This is a genomic window from Lentzea roselyniae (assembly GCF_039537795.1).
GTDB lineage: Bacteria > Actinomycetota > Actinomycetes > Mycobacteriales > Pseudonocardiaceae > Lentzea > Lentzea atacamensis.
Map to the genome: position 1 here is coordinate 1 of NZ_BAABBE010000061.1, position 19745 is coordinate 19745.

4 protein-coding genes are annotated in these 19745 nt (G+C 66.6%); 3 read left to right on the forward strand and 1 reads right to left on the reverse strand.

Going from position 1 to position 19745, the window contains the following annotated elements; all coding sequences use genetic code 11:
- Nucleotides 1-568 precede the first annotated feature (568 nt).
- Nucleotides 569-799, reverse strand: coding sequence for a hypothetical protein (locus ABFX45_RS44105; protein WP_346137100.1), 231 nt, complete (start codon nt 797-799; stop codon nt 569-571).
- A gap of 883 nt (nt 800-1682) precedes the next feature.
- Between ABFX45_RS44105 and ABFX45_RS44110 the strand changes: the two genes are divergently transcribed.
- The 3 genes from ABFX45_RS44110 (at nt 1683) to ABFX45_RS44120 (ending at nt 19597) form a co-directional block, all read left to right on the forward strand.
- Entirely contained in the window at nt 1683-18236 is a 16554-nt protein-coding gene (locus ABFX45_RS44110) for a hypothetical protein (protein ID WP_346137101.1), read from the forward strand.
- 484 nt (nt 18237-18720) lie between these two features.
- Entirely contained in the window at nt 18721-19152 is a 432-nt protein-coding gene (locus tag ABFX45_RS44115; protein ID WP_109638739.1) for a YbaB/EbfC family nucleoid-associated protein, read from the forward strand.
- A complete protein-coding gene (locus ABFX45_RS44120; protein WP_109638738.1) occupies nt 19139-19597 on the forward strand; it encodes a hypothetical protein in 459 nt (152 codons plus the stop codon). The genes ABFX45_RS44115 and ABFX45_RS44120 overlap by 14 nt, the downstream gene beginning before the upstream one ends.
- Nucleotides 19598-19745: the final 148 nt, after the last annotated feature.

Genomic DNA, 19745 nt, shown 5'->3' on the forward strand with positions numbered 1-19745 from the left:
AGCTCGGCGGCCCGGGTGAGATCAAAGTCGACAAGGTCGATGTCGACATCCCCGAGCCGGTCGATGCTCCTCCGGCCTATGACGGCAAACCGCCGTCGTACGAGGAAGCGGCTGGTACGGGTAGCGGAGGGAACACCACCACCGGCGGCAACGTTGTCGACACGCCTCGGGGATCTGGTAACGGCGGCGGTAGCGCCGTGGCGGGGCTCCGTGGGAACACTTCTGTCACTCCAAGTAGCGGGTCTGGCGGCAGTGGAAACGCGGGCAGCGGGAACGCCTCTCTCCCGGAGCCGGCGGTTGCCTCACCGGATGAGGTCGCGCACGGACCCGCGCCTGTGCCGACCACCTCGACGACGGTGCCGACCGCCTCCCCCGGTACGAGCTCTCCGGGGAGCGGTGTCGGTGCGATGCCGACCTCGGTCAACGCACCCTCTGCAATGGCGTCCGTCCCGTCCGCCACCCCGGGGGCGCCGCAGCCGTCCCCGGCCCCGACGCCCGCGCCGCCGAAGGCCGTGGTCACGTCCGGCCCCGCCCCGACGACGCTGCAGAGTCCGGCGACGCCCACGGCTCAGTCGGGTACCACGTCCCCAAATGTCAACACTGCGACCTCCGCTGCCGGCCAGAACACGAAGACGGCCTCCACGGAGTCCGCCGCGCCGTCGATCTCGCCGGAAGCCACCTCGAACACGCCGACGGATATCTCGCCCAGGCCAGTTGCGCCGATGGGCGAGGTGGCGATCGACCCCGGAGCCGCACAGGATTCGGACGCGGACATCGCCCACGACTTGCGATCGGACACGGCTGGGCAGTCCGACGTGGACGGCGAGGTTTCGAGGCAGCACGACGCATCCGAGAAGTGGTCTGACTCTCACAAGGCTTTGCTCAGCGCGGTGAACTCGGAGCTTCGAGACCTCCAGTGGCCTGGTGGAGAGATCCAATCGGACGACCTGTCCACAGTGCTCTCCGACCTGTCCGCGCGGCAGGTCACCTTGCCGAAGGGCTTGCAAGGGACTGCGCAGCTGCTGGCCGGGCAGTTCGTTTCGGGCGAGATCACCAGGATGAAGGGCAGGGCCATCGGATCCTTCCTGGAGTCGCGGCGGGAAGGGGACAACACGGCGTCCACCACTTTGCCGCTGTCGTTGTTCGAGGGTGCGGTGGCCGAGCATCCGCGGCCGGAGCTGATCTCGAACGCTGCACCGGGTTCCTCAGCGGGCAATCCTGAGATCTCTTCCGTGGTTCGGACCGTCACGGATACGGAGTTCTCGTATGGCAAAGCGCACACTGTGGACCGGCCCGAACCGGCGCGTTCGTTGCTCAACGTCTCTGGAACTGAACGGCAGCATTGGCGCGGTGAGCACACCGAGGTTGCCACGACGCACGGCCCAGGTGGCGCGATCGACGCGGCTGGCACAACCGGCGTGACCTCGAGCGCGCGTGAGGACTTGGCTGCTGTCTTCACCGATGCGAACGCGATGCCCGCCACCTCCAGGTCCACCGTGGAACCGAATCTGGCAGTCAGCGCCCTTTCGGTCGCTGCGGTCGTCAGGTTGGTGGGAGATGCGGAAGCCCTTACCGCAGCCAATGCCCGTCTCGCGGCTGGCGTGGCCACCGACGGGGACCGAAGTGCCGTGGCGGTGAACAAGTATGTGCAAGCTATGTGGTCGGGCGGTCGCACCCTCGACTTGACCGCGGGAACATCCATCGAGCGGGAAACAAATCCGACGCTGGTGTGGGCGGCTGCTCTCACCTACCTCGCGTCGAGGCCGGACGCGGTGGCCGCGGTCACCGAGGTCGTCGACCGAGCGTGGAACGGGACGCGTTGGGTGCAGGTCGCACTGCCACCGGAAGCACGAGCACGGTTCTCGGTCCAGGGCAAGGGGACCTGGTTCAGGTCAGGCAAGGTGATCAGGCCCGCTGTGCTGGTACCGGTGGGGCAGACCTTGCCGCCGGCGGCGTTCGACGTACCACCGCTCGAGATCCGGTTCGACGACCGCGAGCCGTTGGCCCGGGACGTCGACGCCGTGGCGAGGTGGCTGGCGGAAGCAGTCGTTGAGTTGGACGGCGACGGCCTGCCGCACCCGGTCTTCGAGATCATCGGTCACGGACACGGCAACCGGTCGGTGAAGGGATCGGGTGGCGCCTCGGGCGAACGCCGCGCGGCGAAAGTGCGGCAGCAGTTGCTGGCGCGGTTCCAGCCTGTCCTCGCCAGCCTTCTCTCGCCCGCAGATCTCGCGATCAACGCGGAAGCGGTTATTCCAGACGCGGTTAGGGGTGTACAACAGGAGCGTAGCCTTCCGGCGAAGGTCACCACGTACGTCAGGGCGGACCTGTCCATCCAGTTGCCCCAGTCGCCCAGCCCGATCGTGCTGCATGGGACGGACACTTTCGGTGCCCGTCGCTACTTCACCGCCGCCCAGGTGCAGGCGCGGGCGCTGGTCGACGGCAATCGCAGGATCGTCGGCGTCACCTACGGCGCCCCGACGAATCCGTCGATCCTGCTAAGAGGGTTCCCTGATGATCCTGCGCGCCAGTCTGGTGGGACCAGCAGAAGGATCAAGCCGCAGGGCCAGGTCCTGCCGGTGCCCCCGGACGAGGAATTGGTCGCGTTTCCGTTCCCCTGGGCCGACGAGCGGCGGACTTTCTTCGTCGACACGCATGGCCTGCCGGGTACGGCGCGGATCACTGTTCACGAGAACGGGACCACGACGGAGGTGGATGTAGACGGCGATGTGCTGGCACAGCTCGTGTTGCGGTCTGCGCCATTCGCCCTGCGCAATCCGTCTACTGTGGACGACTTCGCGCTCTACATCTGCTACGCGGGCGCCGGCGGGACACAAGGCAGCGTCGTCGAGGCTTTCCAGCGGGGGATGAGGGCTGCCGGCCTGGACCGACCGGCCCACGCGTCCACGGAGAAGCTCACGGTGTTCCACCGCTCGACCGCCACCGGCATCCGCCACACGCTCACCCTCGTCGAAGCAGGCGGATCGTGGGTGACGGCAGGCGGCGTTCGTGCAGCGGACGCCCTCACTGTTGATGATGTACTGGCGCAGATGCCGAGCTGGTCGGCGAAGAGTTCTCGCGCACGTAGAAGGTTCGCGGAGAACTCCCCGCTGTTTTCGGCCGTGGATCGCGTGAGCAAGGTGGTCACCGCGCTGGAGGGGCAGCTCATGCTTCCATCTGGCCACGGTCTGCTCGACCTCGGCAAGGTCGCGCCGGTCGCCCGGAACGGTGAGCGCGAGGACCTCGTGTGGGAAGCGGCATTCCGGCTGCTGAGCACCGGGCCTGACGCCCATCGCCTGGCCGGTGTGGTCGACTCGCCGGACACACCCCAGGCCGCCCTTGACGCTCTCGAGCTGCGTTCTTCCGCACCCGTGTCGTACAACGGCGAACGGACGAGGTGGGCGGCGTGGCGAGAGGCGACGACCCCGCTTCCGGCCGGTCGCTCGCTCGATCGTACCCAGGTCCGGAAAGTCGGCGTCGCGTCCAGCGCTCCTGAAAGCTGGACGGCTGATGGTGAGAAGGATCCCTCCGAGTCGCAGCCGGCGCCGCTCACCGCTGAGGGCGGGGAGCCATGGGGCGGCACCGGCACCGGGCTCGATCTCGACGAGGTGGCGGAAGCCCAGTTCGCACCGGTCGCCGAGACCGTGGTCGACGCGCTCAGGCTGTATGCGCCGGTGAACGAGATCCGCTACCAGGAATCCGAAGACCGGGGCAGGGTCAGCCACGTGGTCCGCCGGATCGAGGTCGAGCCGGGCAAGTGGGTGCGGGAGTTCACTCTCAAGATCTATCTGTCCTTCTCGGAGGACACGTCGCATCAGGTAGCGGTGGACTTGTGGCGGACGCTGCTGACGGCGGGAAACACCTTCGTCAACCGGGGTTTCCGGCTCCCGGTGAGCGGTGACGAGCTGCGGTTGCAGATTGTTCGCGCCGATGTGCCGGCGGATGCGGATTTCAGCCTCACCGTCGACACCCCCGAGTCCCCCGAACCATCGAGCCGCGTGCGATGGCGATCCGATGACTCGAACTCCGCTCTTGCCCTGCGGTTGCTCGACTTGCTGGGCGTCCGCGCAGGCTCTGCAACGCCGGTCGAGGAAGGACTGCGCTTCGGTTTGACCCGGGGCGACCTGCAGGGGCTCGAACTGCAACGGCCCGACAGCGGTTGGCGGAACCTGGCGTACGCGGACATCCCGTCGCACACCGGCGAGGTCTTCGTGAACGCCGCCGACTACAGCGGGCGCGCTCGCAAGGTCCTTCCGCAGCAGGTCGTGTCAAAGGTCCTGTGGGTCAACGGGCAGGTGGTGGGCGCAAACTTCACCGGCGTCACCCACCCCGTGCGCAGTGCCGCATGGGCGGCCAGTTCGCAGCGTGCCAGTACGGTCTTCCTCCGCGAGATGAGTCAGGCCTCCGGCCCCCGGGAGAAGGACTACGGCGGGCGGATTCTGCCGATCATGGTTCCCGGGCTGGATTCCACGACCGCACGTGTGCTCACCTGGCATGCCACCCCCCACCTCGGCGCCTTCTATGCGATGGGCATCGGCGATGTGGTGCTCGACGGTGCGGCCGGCGCACGGACGGCTCAGGCCGTCGGTGTCTTGCAGGACCAGCCGGAGGGTGGGCTCGTACTGCTGATCGCGTGTAGTGCGGGCGGTCTGCGGGAAGAGGGAGGGTTCGCGTTCGACTTCGAGGCAGCGCTTGCGAACGTGGGTCGTCACCGCCGTGTCGTGGCGTCCTCGACCGAGATGTCCGCTGTCAGCGGCCACAGGCCCACTCTCCTCATCAGGGATGGTGGCCATCTGAGGACTTTCGGTGCCACGACTGTCGAGGACGACGATGCCGTGGTCGTGGAGTTGGTCGGGGCTGTGCTCGCCGACTGGCGGTACGCGGCGGCAGAACAACGCTCGGGCGGTGAGAAGGTCTCGCTCGACGACCGTGCGGCTACCTTGGAGCTGATCCGTGAGCTCGTGGCTGATCTGCGGACTTCGGTCGGTACTCGCGACGGTGACCTGGACCTGACGCGACTTCACGAGATGGCCGGCAGGTGGCACTCGCGTCCGGACGTGGTCGTTGCGGCGGTGCTCGCGTATGCGGCTTCGGCTCCTGGACTTCTGCCTGAGGTGCGCACGATCACGGACCGCAGGATGGACGAGCGGGGCGACACGTGGACCGCTGTGCCGCTGAGCCGCCTCGCGCGCTCCCGGTTCACCGTGACCGGGCGTTCGACGTGGGACTACGAGCGTGGAGAGCACCGACGGCCGGTGAGGCTGGTGCCACTGGGGACGTCGGCACAGCTGCGCCTGCCGGACGCCGAAATGATCGCTCCTGCGGACCTGCACTTCGACGTGTCCACGGGACGGGTCGATGATCTCCGCGCGGCTGAGTTGTTCATCCAAGCGGTCGCGGAGTGGGCGGTGGAGAACGAGGCGGACGATCTTCCGCTACCGCGTGTAAGCGTTGTGGGGTACGGGCGCATGGATGGCGTTCCGATGTCGAGGGACGAGGCGAGCCGCAAGGGTGCGGAGCGCGCCGAGATCGCGGCGGACACGCTGCGCCAACTCCTCACGCACAAGATTGCCCAGCTGCTTCCCGAGAACGCGGATTTGATCTCGGCCGATGACGTGATCCTTGATCGGAGGATCAAGGGCTCGTTCGAGCACCGTTCTGTCGACCAGGCCACGGCCAGTGTCACTCCCGCGTCGAGGACGGCGGGGGCGTGGGTAGTGGGTACCGCGTACAAGGTGCCACAGCCCCTCACCCTCCGTGTTGACCATGGGCCGGACCAGACGACCACTGCCGCCGCCACGGTCGGAACCCAGGACGTGTTCGCGGGGTTCCTCGTGCCCACGCACGTGTACGTCGACCGCGACGGCAACCTCCTGGGACCTGACCAGCACACGAAGCTGGAGCAGCGGGCCGAGTCGCTGGCCGAACTCGCGGTTCGGCGCCAGGTCGACGGGCTTTCGTTGCCGATCGCGCGAGTCACCGGCTTCGACCCGGTCGAGTCGGAGCAGGCGGTGGCCATGAGGCGCGGGCACGTTGTTCGGGCGGATCTCGTCTCGCGCCTGGACGGCCACCTGCGCAGCCTGGCGTCGGCGGGTCTGCGCACTGTCGACGCGAACCTGGTCCTGCCCCGCGATTTCGTGACCGGTGCGATCGAGCCGGAGCCTGACTCCACCACGTTGCGCGTCACGATCTCCGTCGAGCTGCTGCCCGGTCCGGCCGTGTCCTCCGCGGTGACCGCCGTGCCGGATGCTCAGGCTCTGTCCGCACGCGGCCCGTCGATCACTGAGTTGCCTGGCGGCGATCGGGTCGTGGAGCCCGGCCGGGACGTCGCGAACGAGGCGCCGTTCGATCTGCTGACTTCGCTTGACATGGTCCGGTCCAGCGCGCCGGTCAACGAGGTGCGGGCGAGCAGCGACCGCGGCCCGGTCAACTACGACGTGCGCCGGATCGAGGTGCGGCCGGGTGTCTGGGTGCGGGAGATCATCTTGCGGCTTCGCACGAACTTCGCCACGACGTCCGTGCAAGCGCAGGACAGGTTCTGGAGGCACCTCGAACACGGGGTCGAGAACCTGTTCAACCGCGGATTCGTGTTGCCCGACAGCGGTGATCTGTTGCGAGTGCAGTTGCTTCGCCTCGTGGACGCAGCTGATGCCCACGCCGAGGTGTTCGTCGATGATGCGGGATCGGGTTGGGGCGCGGGCCGGACCGACTGGGTGATCGGAGACGCGAGCCACGTCCTTGCCCAGCACGTAGCTGACTTGCTCGGCGCGTACGACGACACGGGCACCCGGCCGTGGACGAGCAAGATCCTCACTCGGCGCCAGCTCACTGGTTTGGACAACCAGCACGTACCAGGCGGATTGCGAAGCCTGCCGCACTCGGAGTTGCCAGATGCCACGCACGTGCTGTGGGTGTCCGGGACCGACGCGCAAAGGAGGACCCGCAGATTCACCCCCGGACAGGTGAAGAAAACGCTGGTTCAGCGCGATGGCAAAGACGTCGGCGTGCTCTTCGCCAAGGCGAACCACGTCGCGAAGTGGATCAGGATGAGGCATCGTGACAATGCGGTGTTCCTCAGGGACACGATCCACAACAAAACGCTGACAGTCGGCATCAGCGGCTTGGACGACGATTCCACAACGATCTTCGACCTGCATGGCGACCAGACTTCCGGTGAACTCGAGGTCGATTCGATCGGCACGGTCGAGGTTGGGCCGGAGGGATTCGTCGACGTGGCGATAGACACCGGACTCCTCGACAGACGCCCCGACGGCAGCCTGGTCGTGCTCATCTCCTGTAGTGTCGCGGCGCGGCCGAACGAGGACGGTTTTCTGTACGCCGTTCAGAAGCTGTTGGAGACCAGGAACTTCAGGCGACGTGTCGTCGGAGGAACCGACCTCGTCGGTGTATATCCGCCGGAGGCGGGGCGTGGCGACGGTACAAATCCGACCTTCTCGGTGCAGAATGGAGGCCACTTCAACGTCTTCGGTGAGACGACTGTCGCAGATGACGTGATGGTCGTCGCCGAGTTGGTCGCAGCGTTGGACCAGAAGTGGCGTTACGCGGACAAACGTGCACGCTCGCGGAAGACGAAGATCGCGGTTGAGGATCGTGCGGGAACGCTAGCGTTGCTCAGCCAGATCGTCGAAATGTCTCGTGTGTCTGTGCAGGCGAGTGGTGGCAACCTTGATCTGGTTGCGGTGCACGAACTGGCGCGCGGCCACCAGCGGCCGGACATCGTGGAGGCCGCGGCGCTGGTGTACATGTATCAGGGAGACTTTCCTCACGTCCGATCGGTGACGGACTACAAGCGCGTCAAACGCGTGTGGCAGTCGGTCTCGCTGGGAGCGCTTGCCAGGGAACGGTTCACGGTAACGGGGAAGGCCACGTGGGACGAGCACGAGACTCGGCGCCCGGTCCAGTTCGTACCGCTGGGCGAGGTGGCCCCGTCGCGGACTTCGGCTCCCTTCGTGGTGGACCCGGTCGACATCGAGTACGACCTGAAGACGCGGCGGGTCAGGGACCGGGCGGCGCTCGAGAAGTCCGCCTGTCTGCTGGCTGAGATCGCCATCGAGAACGCCCTCGACGACATCCCGCTGCCGGAAGTGCGGATCGTCGGGTTCAGTCGGATCAGTTTGCTCGTTCGTGACAAGCAAACCGCGTCACGTGAGGCGATGAGGCACGCCGAGGAGACCCTTAACGGATTGCACACGGATGTTGGACGTGCCCTGCAACATCTGGCATCCCGTGCGACGAAGTCGCTGTCGGCCGATGTGGTGCTGCGGAACGTGCACCTGGAAGGTGTCGCGGTCCCCTACCTGTCCCGTGTCGCCACCGGGCGCGCCACGATCACCCTCCACCTCCCGGAAACCGTGCAAGCACCAGCCGAGGACTCGCCGGTCGAGGTGACCTCAAAGCACGGTGAGTCTTTCAGCCTGCTCGCGCGCGTTGTCGCCCAGGTCGAGAACCGCGTCGGCAGTCCTGCGGTTGCGCGCCGCGTGCTCTCCCATGTGGTGGACGAGGTGGCGCGTGAACTAGTGGAGGGCGGATCCGCGCGGGATCTGGCCGAGCGCACGGCCGACGCGTTCGGCTTCATCGAGGCGGGCGGCGTGCTCGACTCGCTGTTGTCACCTGCCGTCAAGAAGTCCGCGGTGGCGCGGTTGGACGACGCGGTGATCGTGGTCCGGAGGCTGCTGGCCGGCGGTCATGAGGACATCGCCCGCAACTACGTCGAGGCCGTCAGGGCGGGTGGGCTCGACGGCATCGGGCGTGGCCGGGTCGAACTCACACCCACGCAGATCAACGCCTTGGCCACTGCGGTGAACCGAAGTGCGCGACGTCAGGACGAGTACAAGGCCGCCGCGCTGGCCCGCATAGGTGAACTCAACGACACGCTCCGAACGACCTATCCCATGGCAGACGCAGAACAGATGGAGCTCATTCTCGACGCTGCGCACCGCCACCTGGAGTCGATGCGGCTGGTGCGCAACATCGACTTCGGCAGGGCACCCAGTGGGGCGCCTCGGATGCCGGGCCGGCATCGGCCGACTGGGGCGGAGTTCCTGACCGCGTCCGGGCGCTTCCCGAACTTCTGGGAGAGCGGGTTCAGCACGGGGACCGCCTACGTCGCGGGTCGCGGTTGGGTCGAGGAGCAGTTCGGTTACGGCGCGGTGCTGGGTCGCACGGCGGGCGATCCGGCGAACCGGCGGGATCGGTCGGCCGACTTCGCGCCCACGGCCCCGACTGAGTTGCCCGTCTACGGTGCGCTCAATTCAAGCCTGCAGCGCGGTGGTGCCGTCGCCTATGGCTCCAGCGTGCTGTACCTGAAGGAGGACCTGCGCAGCCGGGTGACCTTCACCGCGCAGGACAGTGCCGCGTACGGCCAAGGCGGTGTCGAGTCCTATACAGACGGTCGCCACCTGTTCGGCTTGCTGGCACATGGTTACCCGGAGAACGTGCGGCTCGCTCTCGCGGACGTAACGGGTTTCCGGTACGACCCGGAGCTGCGGGCGCAGGTCGAGCAGGACGGGTACGCCGCGGTCGGCCGGTACTTCGAGGCGCAGATTCACGGCGGAATGTCCTGGAACGACGTGTCGCGCGTCGTGGTGAACTGGGGTGACCTGTTCGGCAGGCAGGAGAGGAACACGACTCGCGAAGAAGCCGAGGGGTTGGTGGCGTATCTGTCAGCGTTCGCCGTCGCCAACGGGTACGACTTCACCGTGAGCCTGGGGCAGGAGATCGGTACCCCCGGTGGGCTGGAGGCAGCTGAGCAGCAACGCGCACTGGGGCTTTTCGGCGTCTCCGAGCTCGGTCCTCTGGAGCGCGATGTTCTGAAAGCGCTTGACAGGCTGGCCAAGCCGACTCCGTTCCCGAGCCGCGCCGGCCGCGAGGACCTGCTTGCGCTCGCCGAGGTCGCGCAGATCGACACGGGTGATCCGGATGCGGCACTCGCGGAGCTCTGGCAGCGCGCCCTTCGGGTCGTCCCCACCGGTGGACTGCCCGCCGTCCGTGAAGAGTTCGGCGTCGCGGAACGTGAGGAGATGCCCGGCGTCTCGATGCGCGGACGGGAGGTCGCGGGCGACGAGGAGGTCGAGCGGACGCCTGCCCAGGCCCCGCAACCGATCATCGACGTGGGCTCCGCCGACCACCCGTCGAAGCGGCGCATCGAGACGGTCTTCGATCACGCCCGCGAGGTCGCGGACTGGCTCGGCCAGATGTTCGCGTCGTGGGCGGGGACGATTCCCGAAGCGCCCCGCTCGGACCTGTCGCCGGGCTCCCAGCGTGACATGGTGGCCTCGGTCCGGAGGATCCTTGACGACCCGACCGTGGTCACGAGCCGCGTGGAGTGGCACGAGTACCAACGGATGCACACGCTGGCCACACGGCACCTCGGTGCGCAGCACGATGACCGGACCTCGTTCGACCTGACCGGTACACAGCCCGGACGAGTTGGCGTCTACCTGGAAAGCGAGGAACCAGCGGCTGACCTTAGGGATGAAGTAATCGGCGGTCGCCTTCTCGTGAGCAGCAAGCTGGTCATGTACACGGAGGACGCCGAACGCGGCCATGTGGTGTTGTCGGAGTCGCGAGGCGGCGGGGGATGGACATTGGAACCCGCGTACGCCCCTGCGGAGACCTCCGTTCTGACGGATGCGGTGTTCGAGCGGTACTACAACGAGTTGGCCGGTGCCGTCGGCGATCACGATCGGCTGCGTGCGATCGCGCGCGCGGTGCGCGCACTGCAGGTCCTGCACCCGCTCGGCGATGGCAATGGCACGCTGAACGTGTACCTGCTGCTGCCGAGGCTGTTGCTGGCCAACGGGTTCCGGCCGGTGTTCGCGCGGTCGACGTCGCGCCTGTTCTCCGGCGGTTTCACGGTGGACCAGATCGCGACCGCGTTGCGCTGGGGCCTCGATCAGCAGTTGCCCGTCGAGGGCGGTGAGGAGGTCGTTCGGGCGCCCCTTCCGGAGTCTGGCTCCGCAGAGCCGCCGGTTGCCGCCGTGCAGGCAGGCTCGGAGACCTCCGCCGGGCGAACCGGGCTCTTCCACGGGGATCCCACCCCTCGGTACTTCGGCGACGACGAGTTCCGCAGCACCCATGAAGACCGGGCGTGGTTCGAGCAGTCGTTCGGCGAGTACGCGACGTTCGCCTCTTCGGCAGAACTCCAAGACCGCCGCTTTGGTGACATCCCGAAGGAGGAGCTCGTCGCGGTCCTGGCCTTCGCGGACGGATACCACCGTGACCTGAACCAGGCGTTGGGCACTGCGGACCAGGCCGTGGTCATCCGCAATGAGCACATCATGCGAACACTCGTCTCCGGGCTGAACCGGTTCCCGGCGCATCACGGCGCCGTGATCCGGACGGAGTACGTGTCCGCGGCCGAACTCCATGGGATCGTGGACCGGTACCAGCCGGGCGTGGTCGTGACGGAGAACGGGTTCACCAGCGGCACGGTGGCTGTGCGGCAACAGGGTGGCGAGAACATCGCCTTCACCATCCACTCCGAGACGGGGCGGGATCTCTCGGGACTGCGGAGCTCCGGCGACGTCGTGTTCATTCCGGGCTCACGGTTCAAGGTCATCACCCGCGTGTTCATCGCCGACGACAGCATCGACGGCGGCGGTGTGTGGCTGATCGGGCTGATCCAGCTGACGGACAAGCCGTCTCCGTCCGCACGCGCCGAGACTGAGTACGACCTGACAGCCACCGCGATGGTGCTGGCTGATGAGGCCGGGCTCGTCGATCGGCTGAAATCGGGTCGCTTGAGTTCGGAGGCCGGGGAAACGGCGCTGCGCGAGGCACTGATCACGGTCGGAAACGAGCTGACGGAGGCGGGCTTCGCCCGGACACGAGACTTGGCCACCAGCCTCAGCTGGGCCTTCGACCTCGCCGATCGGCACGGTCTGGTCGACCTCCTGCTGAGGCAACGCGTCACCTCCAGGACGCACGGTGGGGTGCTGGCCGATGTCATGTACGAACTGGCAGAGGAGCACCTGGAGAAGCACCCAGGTTGGGAAGACCGAGCCGACAGGGCGATCAGGTCACTCTCCTCAGACGGCGACCAAGTGGAACTCGACTGGCTCGCAGCTGACGTGGTCGGCTCCGGTGAGTTGGACGAATCGAACGGCCGCGGCGACGAGCTGCCGAACAGGACCGTGCTGGACGACGACAGCTGGCGCACGAGCACGGCGAGTTCCGCCGAGTGGATGGAACCGCACAACCCCATGCACGTGAGCCAGTGGGAGCAGCTGCGGGACAACGCTACGCCCGCGTATATCCGGACCGCGCCGTTCTCGGTGTCGGACCAGTCGGTGATCGTGCCGAACCGGAGGCCGGGTGGACGTCCGGCCATGGTGCTCGGTTCCGCGTTCACGGAGTCCGAGGCGGCCTACGAGCTCAGGCGGATGGAGGTCGAGCCCGGCAGGTGGGTGAAGGAGTTCACCGTCAAGGTGTTTCTGCGGCTGCCCGATGATGTGGCGCCCGAGCGGGTGGAATCCTTGCAGAACGCGATGCACGCCGGGGTGAACCGGTTCTACAACCAGGGCTACCGCTTGCCGTCGGGTGACCAGCTGCACGTGCGAGTGGAGTTCGCCGGCTCGCCCGCCGAGGCGACAGTGAACGTCGACATCCACCCGGATGGCGTGATCAGCAGCCAGCATTCGTTCGGACTGGACGACAACGGTGCGACGCTCGCCCACGAGTTGGGGCACACGCTGGGGTTGTACGACGCCTACAGCTTCGATGCGATCCTCCACAACCGTGACGGGCGGGCCGGCGGCCGGGGCCTCATGTCGGACGGTCTTTACCGGGCAGACGCGCGGCTGGTGCCCAGCGAGGCGTGGAACCTGGAACACGTTGCTCTGGCGGGATCCGCTGTGGTCGAGGGACGTGGTGCCGTTCCGGACCCGGACGCCCCGGCAGGCGGGGTGATCGAGCCTTCACCGGTGCTCCGATCTTCGGTGGCGCGCGACACGACCTACGAGGTGTTGCACGGCGGCACGCCGCCAGCTCCGAGCGGTCCCTCGGTGTTCGAGCTCGCGAAAAATGGAGATCTCACCGCGCTGATCACCCTGGTCCGCGAGGGACACCGCGACTCGCTCGCCGCGCTGACCGAAGTCGCCGCTGCCAATGTCACGGCGCAGCAGGTCCTTGTCTCGCTCACCGGTGCAGGCAGCATGCACGCCGCCGCGTCACTGGTGCGCAACGGCGACGTGCACGCACACGCGGAGTTCGGTGGTCGCTCCGCGATGGAACTGCTGGTTGATCTGGTGAACGCCGCACGTCCACTGGTGCCGAACCGCCTCGCGAGGTCGCTGATCCGCGACCTCGCGGCCGAGGGGCACTCGGAAGCCGTGCGTGCTCTGGTGCAGACGAACGACGCGGCAGGTCTTCACCAGGCGATCCTCACCGGGGTCGAGCCTGCGCACGACGGCCTGCGCGAGCTTGCGGGCTCGGGTGACGAGACCGCGTTAGCGGCGTTGGCCCAGATCCGCGACGTCGAGGCACTGGTGGAGCAGATCAGGAGGGGCGACAGGCATGCGCGCGAGCTGCTCCAGGAGCTCGCGGCGGATGGCCACGAGCTCGCGCTGAGGGCCTTGGTGGACGAGCGCGACGTGCCGGCGCTGGTCGGCCTGGTGATCGGTGCGAAGGTCGCCGATGCCCGCACCGGCCTGGCCAGGCTCGCTGCGGAGGGCGCCCCGGACGCGGTGTCGGCGTTGGCGCGTTTGGGGGATGCCGAAGGATTGAGGTTTTTCGCGCCGTCCGCTCACCACGAGCTCCGCGATCTGGCGACGCGGTTGAGCACCGGCGCGCGGCCGGACGCGACGACCTTCACCTTGCGCGACGTGGTGAGGGAGGTCGCGAAGCGGCAGGACCAGAGCGGACCTGACGCCGCGACGGCACTCGCGCGTGACATCGCGAGGGCCTATGACGTCGCGGAGCTGTTCGGTGTCGTGTCAAGGGTGCTTTCCCACGACGTCGACGGGAAGGCGCTCGGACGTGTCCTGTTCGACGTGTTGACGACGATCATGGGGCCTGGCGATCAGGCGAAGGCCGAGAGCGTTGCGCAGGCCTTCGACCTCCTTGACGGGGTAGGCCTCGTCGGTCGCTTCCTCGCGGCGTCCGTTCGTCCGGCCGTGCGGGAAATATTCGGTCTGGTCCTCGGACAAATCGTGGACGCCCAGTCGTCAGGAAATCCGACGACGTCGCTGACGGACCACGTCGACGAGGCTTCCTCCGCACTGGAGCAGGTGCTTGCTGCGTCGGAATCGGAGCCCGTGTTCGGACAGCTGGTCCAGCGCCAGCCGGTCGGGCGCGGACGCAGGGTGTTCGGCATGTCGTTCGGGTGCGGCGACAACCACACGGCAGGCCTGGTCGCAGAGAAGGACGCCTGGAGCGTCCAGGACCTTCCCGGTGGCCGACGAGTTGGTCCCCTCCTGGCGGCCCACCTCTCACAAGAGACCGCGCCTGCGGCAGCTCAATCCGGCGACGGTTGGGCGAACGTCTTCGCCGAGGCAATGTGGAAGAGGTTCGGCATCCACACGCTGCCCGGCAAGTACTACGAGCCCGGCGATTCCTCCTCGTTGGATGTCCGTCTTGCGGCTGGGGAGCTGACAGTCGCGATGCTCCGCCACGGCAAGCGGGTGCGCATGGTGGATCTCTTCGGCGGCACCATGCCTCGGACACCACTCCGCCAGACGCTGATGAACAGGCGTCCACTCACCGTGATCCAAAACGAGAGCGGTTGGCACTCAGGTGGGAGGAGCCTCGCCACCACCTTTGACTCGCCCGACGTGTTGGTGGTCGGCCTGCAAGTTCTAGACCACTATGCGTCGGTCGAGACTCCCGACACCAGCGTGCTCGTGGACGGGTTCTCCCTCGCGGTCCTGCTCCGCTGGATCGGCGCACTCGACGGCCAGCCTGATGGAGGCAGGATCATGCTGGTGGCGACCTCTTCGAGTAATAGCGGACGCGGTCACCTGGAGTTGGCCGACTATCTGCAGCGGAGCCTGGCGGAGCTCGGCGTGTTCCGCCGGGTCCTGGTGGCGACGGACCTTGCCCGGCACGAGCTCTCTCAAGTGGTGGTGCCGCAAGGAGGTCACCTGGTGACCTTCGGCGGCGACGACCCGGTCCGCGTCGCGGACGAACTCGCTCGGGCGCACGAGATCAGATGGACGTACCGGAAACCGCAACACCCGTCTGACGAAGCCGTTGATCTGGATGAGCGCCGTGCGATGCTGAGAATGCTCGACCTTCAGCACCACCTCACGAGGGTCAGCGATGGGCCAGCCGAGAACCTGCGCGCAGCCTTCAACAGGCTGCGGACCCTTGCGCGGTTCGAGGCGGTTGAGGTCGTCTTGCTGGCGTACGCCACGCGGAAGTTCCAGGTGAGGACGCTCCCCGAGGTGTGGCGGTTGATTGCCACCGCCACACCTGTCGATCTTGCGGACTTCGACCAGATTCGCGGCCGGGGACGAAAAGCCGCGGTCAAACGCAGCAACTCGCGTGGCCTACCCGTCAGGTACGACGTCCAGCGCGCCGAGCTGTCCCCCCGCTTCTGGGTGCGCGAGGCCCAAGTCCGGATCCAGCTGGTCTTCTCCGACGACCTGCCAGAGCGGGCGAGGACGGAGTTCTGGCAAAACCTGGTCAAGGTAGTCGACCACGTGTTCAACTCGGGCCTCACGCTACCGCTGAGCGGTGATCGGCTCCTCGTCCAGGTGATCCGCGTCGACTCGGAGGACCAAGGGCCGCACGTCATCGTTGATGTCACCTCGCCCAGTGCGCCGACGGGGCCTGCGAGAACCACGTGGAGTGTACGGAGCACAGATCATGTGCTCGCTCAGCGCGTAGCAGGCCTGCTCGGTGCCGACAACCCCGTTCAGCTCCCGGACGGGCCGGGCGAGATGCTCACGGCGCGACAACTGGCATCGATCGACTTGCTCGTGTCGCGCGATGACGTGGTGAGCGAGCCGTACCCGACCCAGGAAGCTCCTGCGCATTGGCGCGAGGTTTGGCTCACCGGACACGACATCCTCGGACGCGAGCGCCGGTTCCGCGGCAGCGAAGTGGCGTCCGTTCCCCTGTCGTCGGAGGGTCGCGAACGTGGCGAGGTCTTCTCGTCCAGCACCTCGACCTGGTCGCCTGAGGTGCTGGACCGGCTGGCCTTGTCTGGTGTGGGTGAGATCCAGCTGATCGAGGAAGGCGGAGAACGCCGCCTCGGCGTCGAGGCTCCGATTGACCTAGATCTGGTCGTGGTGAATGCAGACGAGCGCACGGCACTCCTGGACGTCAACACGATCGGTGCTGTGCGGGTTGACGGCAGCACCTTCGCAGAGGTCGTCCTTGCGACTTGGGCGACGAGGACGAGCAGCGAGAAGTGGCTCCTGCTCACGGGTCACGCCGGTCAGCTCACCCGGAGTGGGGGGTTCGCCCACGACTTCGCAGTACGCGTGCATCGTGCTTTCCCCGCCGTGAGTGTCCTCTCGGCCACGCAGGGCGTCACAGTGGAGGTGGAGCCGTTGGGTTCGACGACGTTGCTGGTGACCAGCGGAGGTCACCTCAACCTCTTCCGGGACGGCGCAGCGAGCGACGACGAGGTGGACAAAGAACTCGACGAGATCTCGCGGGCCCTCGCAACGGGATGGACCTACGCGACGTCGGACCGCACTCCAGGGACACGGCCGGCGATCCGTGATCGCGCTGCCACGGTCGACCTGGTCAACCGGGTGGTCGATGGTCTGCTGAGGTCGGTGCCGACGAGCAACGGCCTGCTCGACCTACGTGCTCTCGAGATAACCCTCGGAGACTGGCATCAGCAGCCGCGCAAGGTGTTGCCCTTGCTGTTGAGGCACATCGCAGGACACCACGATGATCTGCGTAGGCAGATCAAGACCTTGGTCAACCGCTACTACGTGGGGTCACCCCACCCGGCCGCCTGGCGTCGGGTACTCGATCCGGCAGTAGAACGGTCGCTTTTCACCCAGATCGGTAAAGCGGTCTGGGACTACAAGGCGTCCTGGGAGATGCACGGGAAGTGGCTGCAAGGCGACAAGGTGCGCACGCCCGTGGTCATGCGAAAGAGCGGCACTCCTGTGCCGGAGCTCGACTGGGACTACTCGTCGTTGACGACGATCATCGGTTTCGAGACGAGCCTGATGCGACTCGACCCCACTGCGGCGGGGACCATCAAGGACAAGAAGGCGATCCGCCAGTTCGCGGCATTGCTGATGCAGGTTGTCGTCGAGCACAACGACCAGCAGCGGCCCCTGCCGATCATGACCATCACCGGGTACGGCCGCCCTGAGCGGGGCGTGATCACGAATCAGCCTGATGGCGCCGCGACAGGTCGCAAGCGCGCTGGGGCCGTTCTCGATGCGTTGAGCAAGTTGCTCACCGGCGCTCGGTCCGAGAAGGCTGTGGAACGGCAGCTGCTGGACACCGCGGTGATCCGAGGTGTTGAAGAGCCGCGTTCCACGGACAGGAAGGTGGCCGCGCGGGTGGAGATCACGGTCGAGTCGCGCGAGCCCGCGGTCAGGCGTCTGCGCGACCGGGGCGATCTGACCAGCTTGGCCGACCTTGCACAGGGAGAGGTCGTGTCTGCTCAAACGGCGTTGGCGGAGTTCGCACGGGCAGGTGACGCCGAGGCGTTGCGGGCGCTCGTGAGGAGTAGCAGCCTCGACGCGTTGAGCGAGCTGGCGATAGAGGGCATCACGGAGGCAGGTGCCGCCTTGGTGCAACTCGCGAAGAGCGGCAACATGCCCGCGATCGACTGGCTGGAGGTTTTGGGCGATGCCGCCGGCCTCGCCGACGTCGCGGATGCCGAGGTGCGGGCTGCGCGATTGAGGCACTTGAGCCGCGGCGACGAGCGTGCAGCCCGCAGGTTGGCGCACTTGGCCGATGTCCTGGACCTGGCCGATGTCCAGATCTCTGAGGTCAGTCATGCGTGGAAGACGCTGCTCAAGATGGCCGAGGCCGGTCATGTCGGCGCCATCCGAGTGCTGGCACGGCGAGACGTCACGTCGTTTGAACGCCTGCTGGCGACAGGGGTTGACGCGGCTCGTGTCGTCGCGGTGGAGCTGGCCAAGGACGGGAACGCCGATGTGCTCCGCATGCTCACCGATCTGAGCGATGTGGTGAGCCTAGAGCAGGTGGGCACCGCGGCCGCGACGGAGAGTTTGCGGACGCTGGGCTCCAGGAACGAAGTTGCAGCGCGAGCGTGGATGAGGTTGCGGGCGTGATGTGGATCAACAGCTCTCGCAGTGGTTGTGGAATCGCTCATCACCTGACCGCTGATCGTCAGAACACCGGCCAACCAGGTCGCTAATCTCCCAGATCGGCAGGTCGCAGCCGGAGACGTCGTGGATCTGGCAGGCGTTCGGTTTCAAGCCGTACCAGCCGGCAAGTTCAAGACAGCAAGGATGCGTTGCCGGCGTTCCTGCGCACGACCAATCAGATCGTGTCCGCAGGCCCGCTGTCGTGGCCGAGCTGCAGGGCGAGCTGGCCGGGATGGCAGCTTCCCGCGTGCTCGCCGTGGCCGACCTGCCGCCTGGCACGGTGCGTGGCACCACGGCAGGGCCGGCTTCGGTCAGGTGATCACCGCTGATGGAGAAAGAGGCATTCGCGGTGGTGCGACAGGGCGGATGTGGGCTGGAGTGCTTGTTTAGGTTGAGATAACAATCTTTAATTTGCTCATCCTGATATCTCCTCTGGCGAGGTGTACTCATGTCGTCATCGTTGCAAGACCAGCTCGAGCAAGCACTCGCCGAATACCGTCAGCGGCGCGCTGACTTGAAGGAGATGCAGGCGAGGATGGCTGAGATTTCGTCCACCGCCACCTCGCCCCGCAACGTCGTCTCGGCGACTGTCGACACCTACGGTCAGATCACCGGCATCGGGTTCCCGACCGGCGCGTACAAGAAGATGGCACCTGCGGAACTCGCCGACGTCGTGTGCGACACCGTTCGCAAGGCGCAGACGATGGCTCGCGAGAAGATGGCGGATCTGATGGAGCCGATGATGCCGTCAGGTCTGTCGTTGCGCGGCAAAGAACCCGGCAAGCTCGACTTCGAGAAGTTGTTCCCCGAGAACCCAGATGACGCGGTGTTCTTCGGCGGAATCCACGAGGGGTGGGTGACCTCCGATGGCGAACGATGAGGTCAGCTGGGTTGACACCCTCGGACTTCAGCGAGCTGCGGACGGGCTCGAAGCAGCAGCTGGGCGGTACCGGGCAATCCTGGCCAAGCTTCCCAGCCTGTCCACGCTTGTCGACCCGAACACGTTCGGCGATGACCACGGTGCCAGGGAGTTCTTGGCAAAGTGGAAAAAGGACGTCGAAGACTGGTACGAGAGTGCCTACCGGGTGGCTGACGGCATCACGGGGGCCAGCCAGGGTGTCCTGAGCATGGTGCGGGCTTACAAAGCGGCTGCTGAGAACGCCGAGAATCTGGCGGAGCAGTTCTACAATTCCACAAAAGGTGGACCGCAGCCTCTCAACGGCAATTCCGGCGTTGAGACGAACCTCCAGCATGTTCCCTCTCCTGCACCGCTGCCGCCCACCAGCGGCAACAACAGTGGCGGCGGCTACGACGGACGCCGCTAGGCGTCTAGGGAAAGATGTGACCATGGGCGGCTTGGGAACCTGGTTGGGCCGAATGGTCTGGTCGGGTTCCCTTCGTGTTGACGGGGGCGGTTGATGGCTGTTCACGGCAACATGACCGTTCCGGAGGAGCTCAACTGGGTCTTCATCC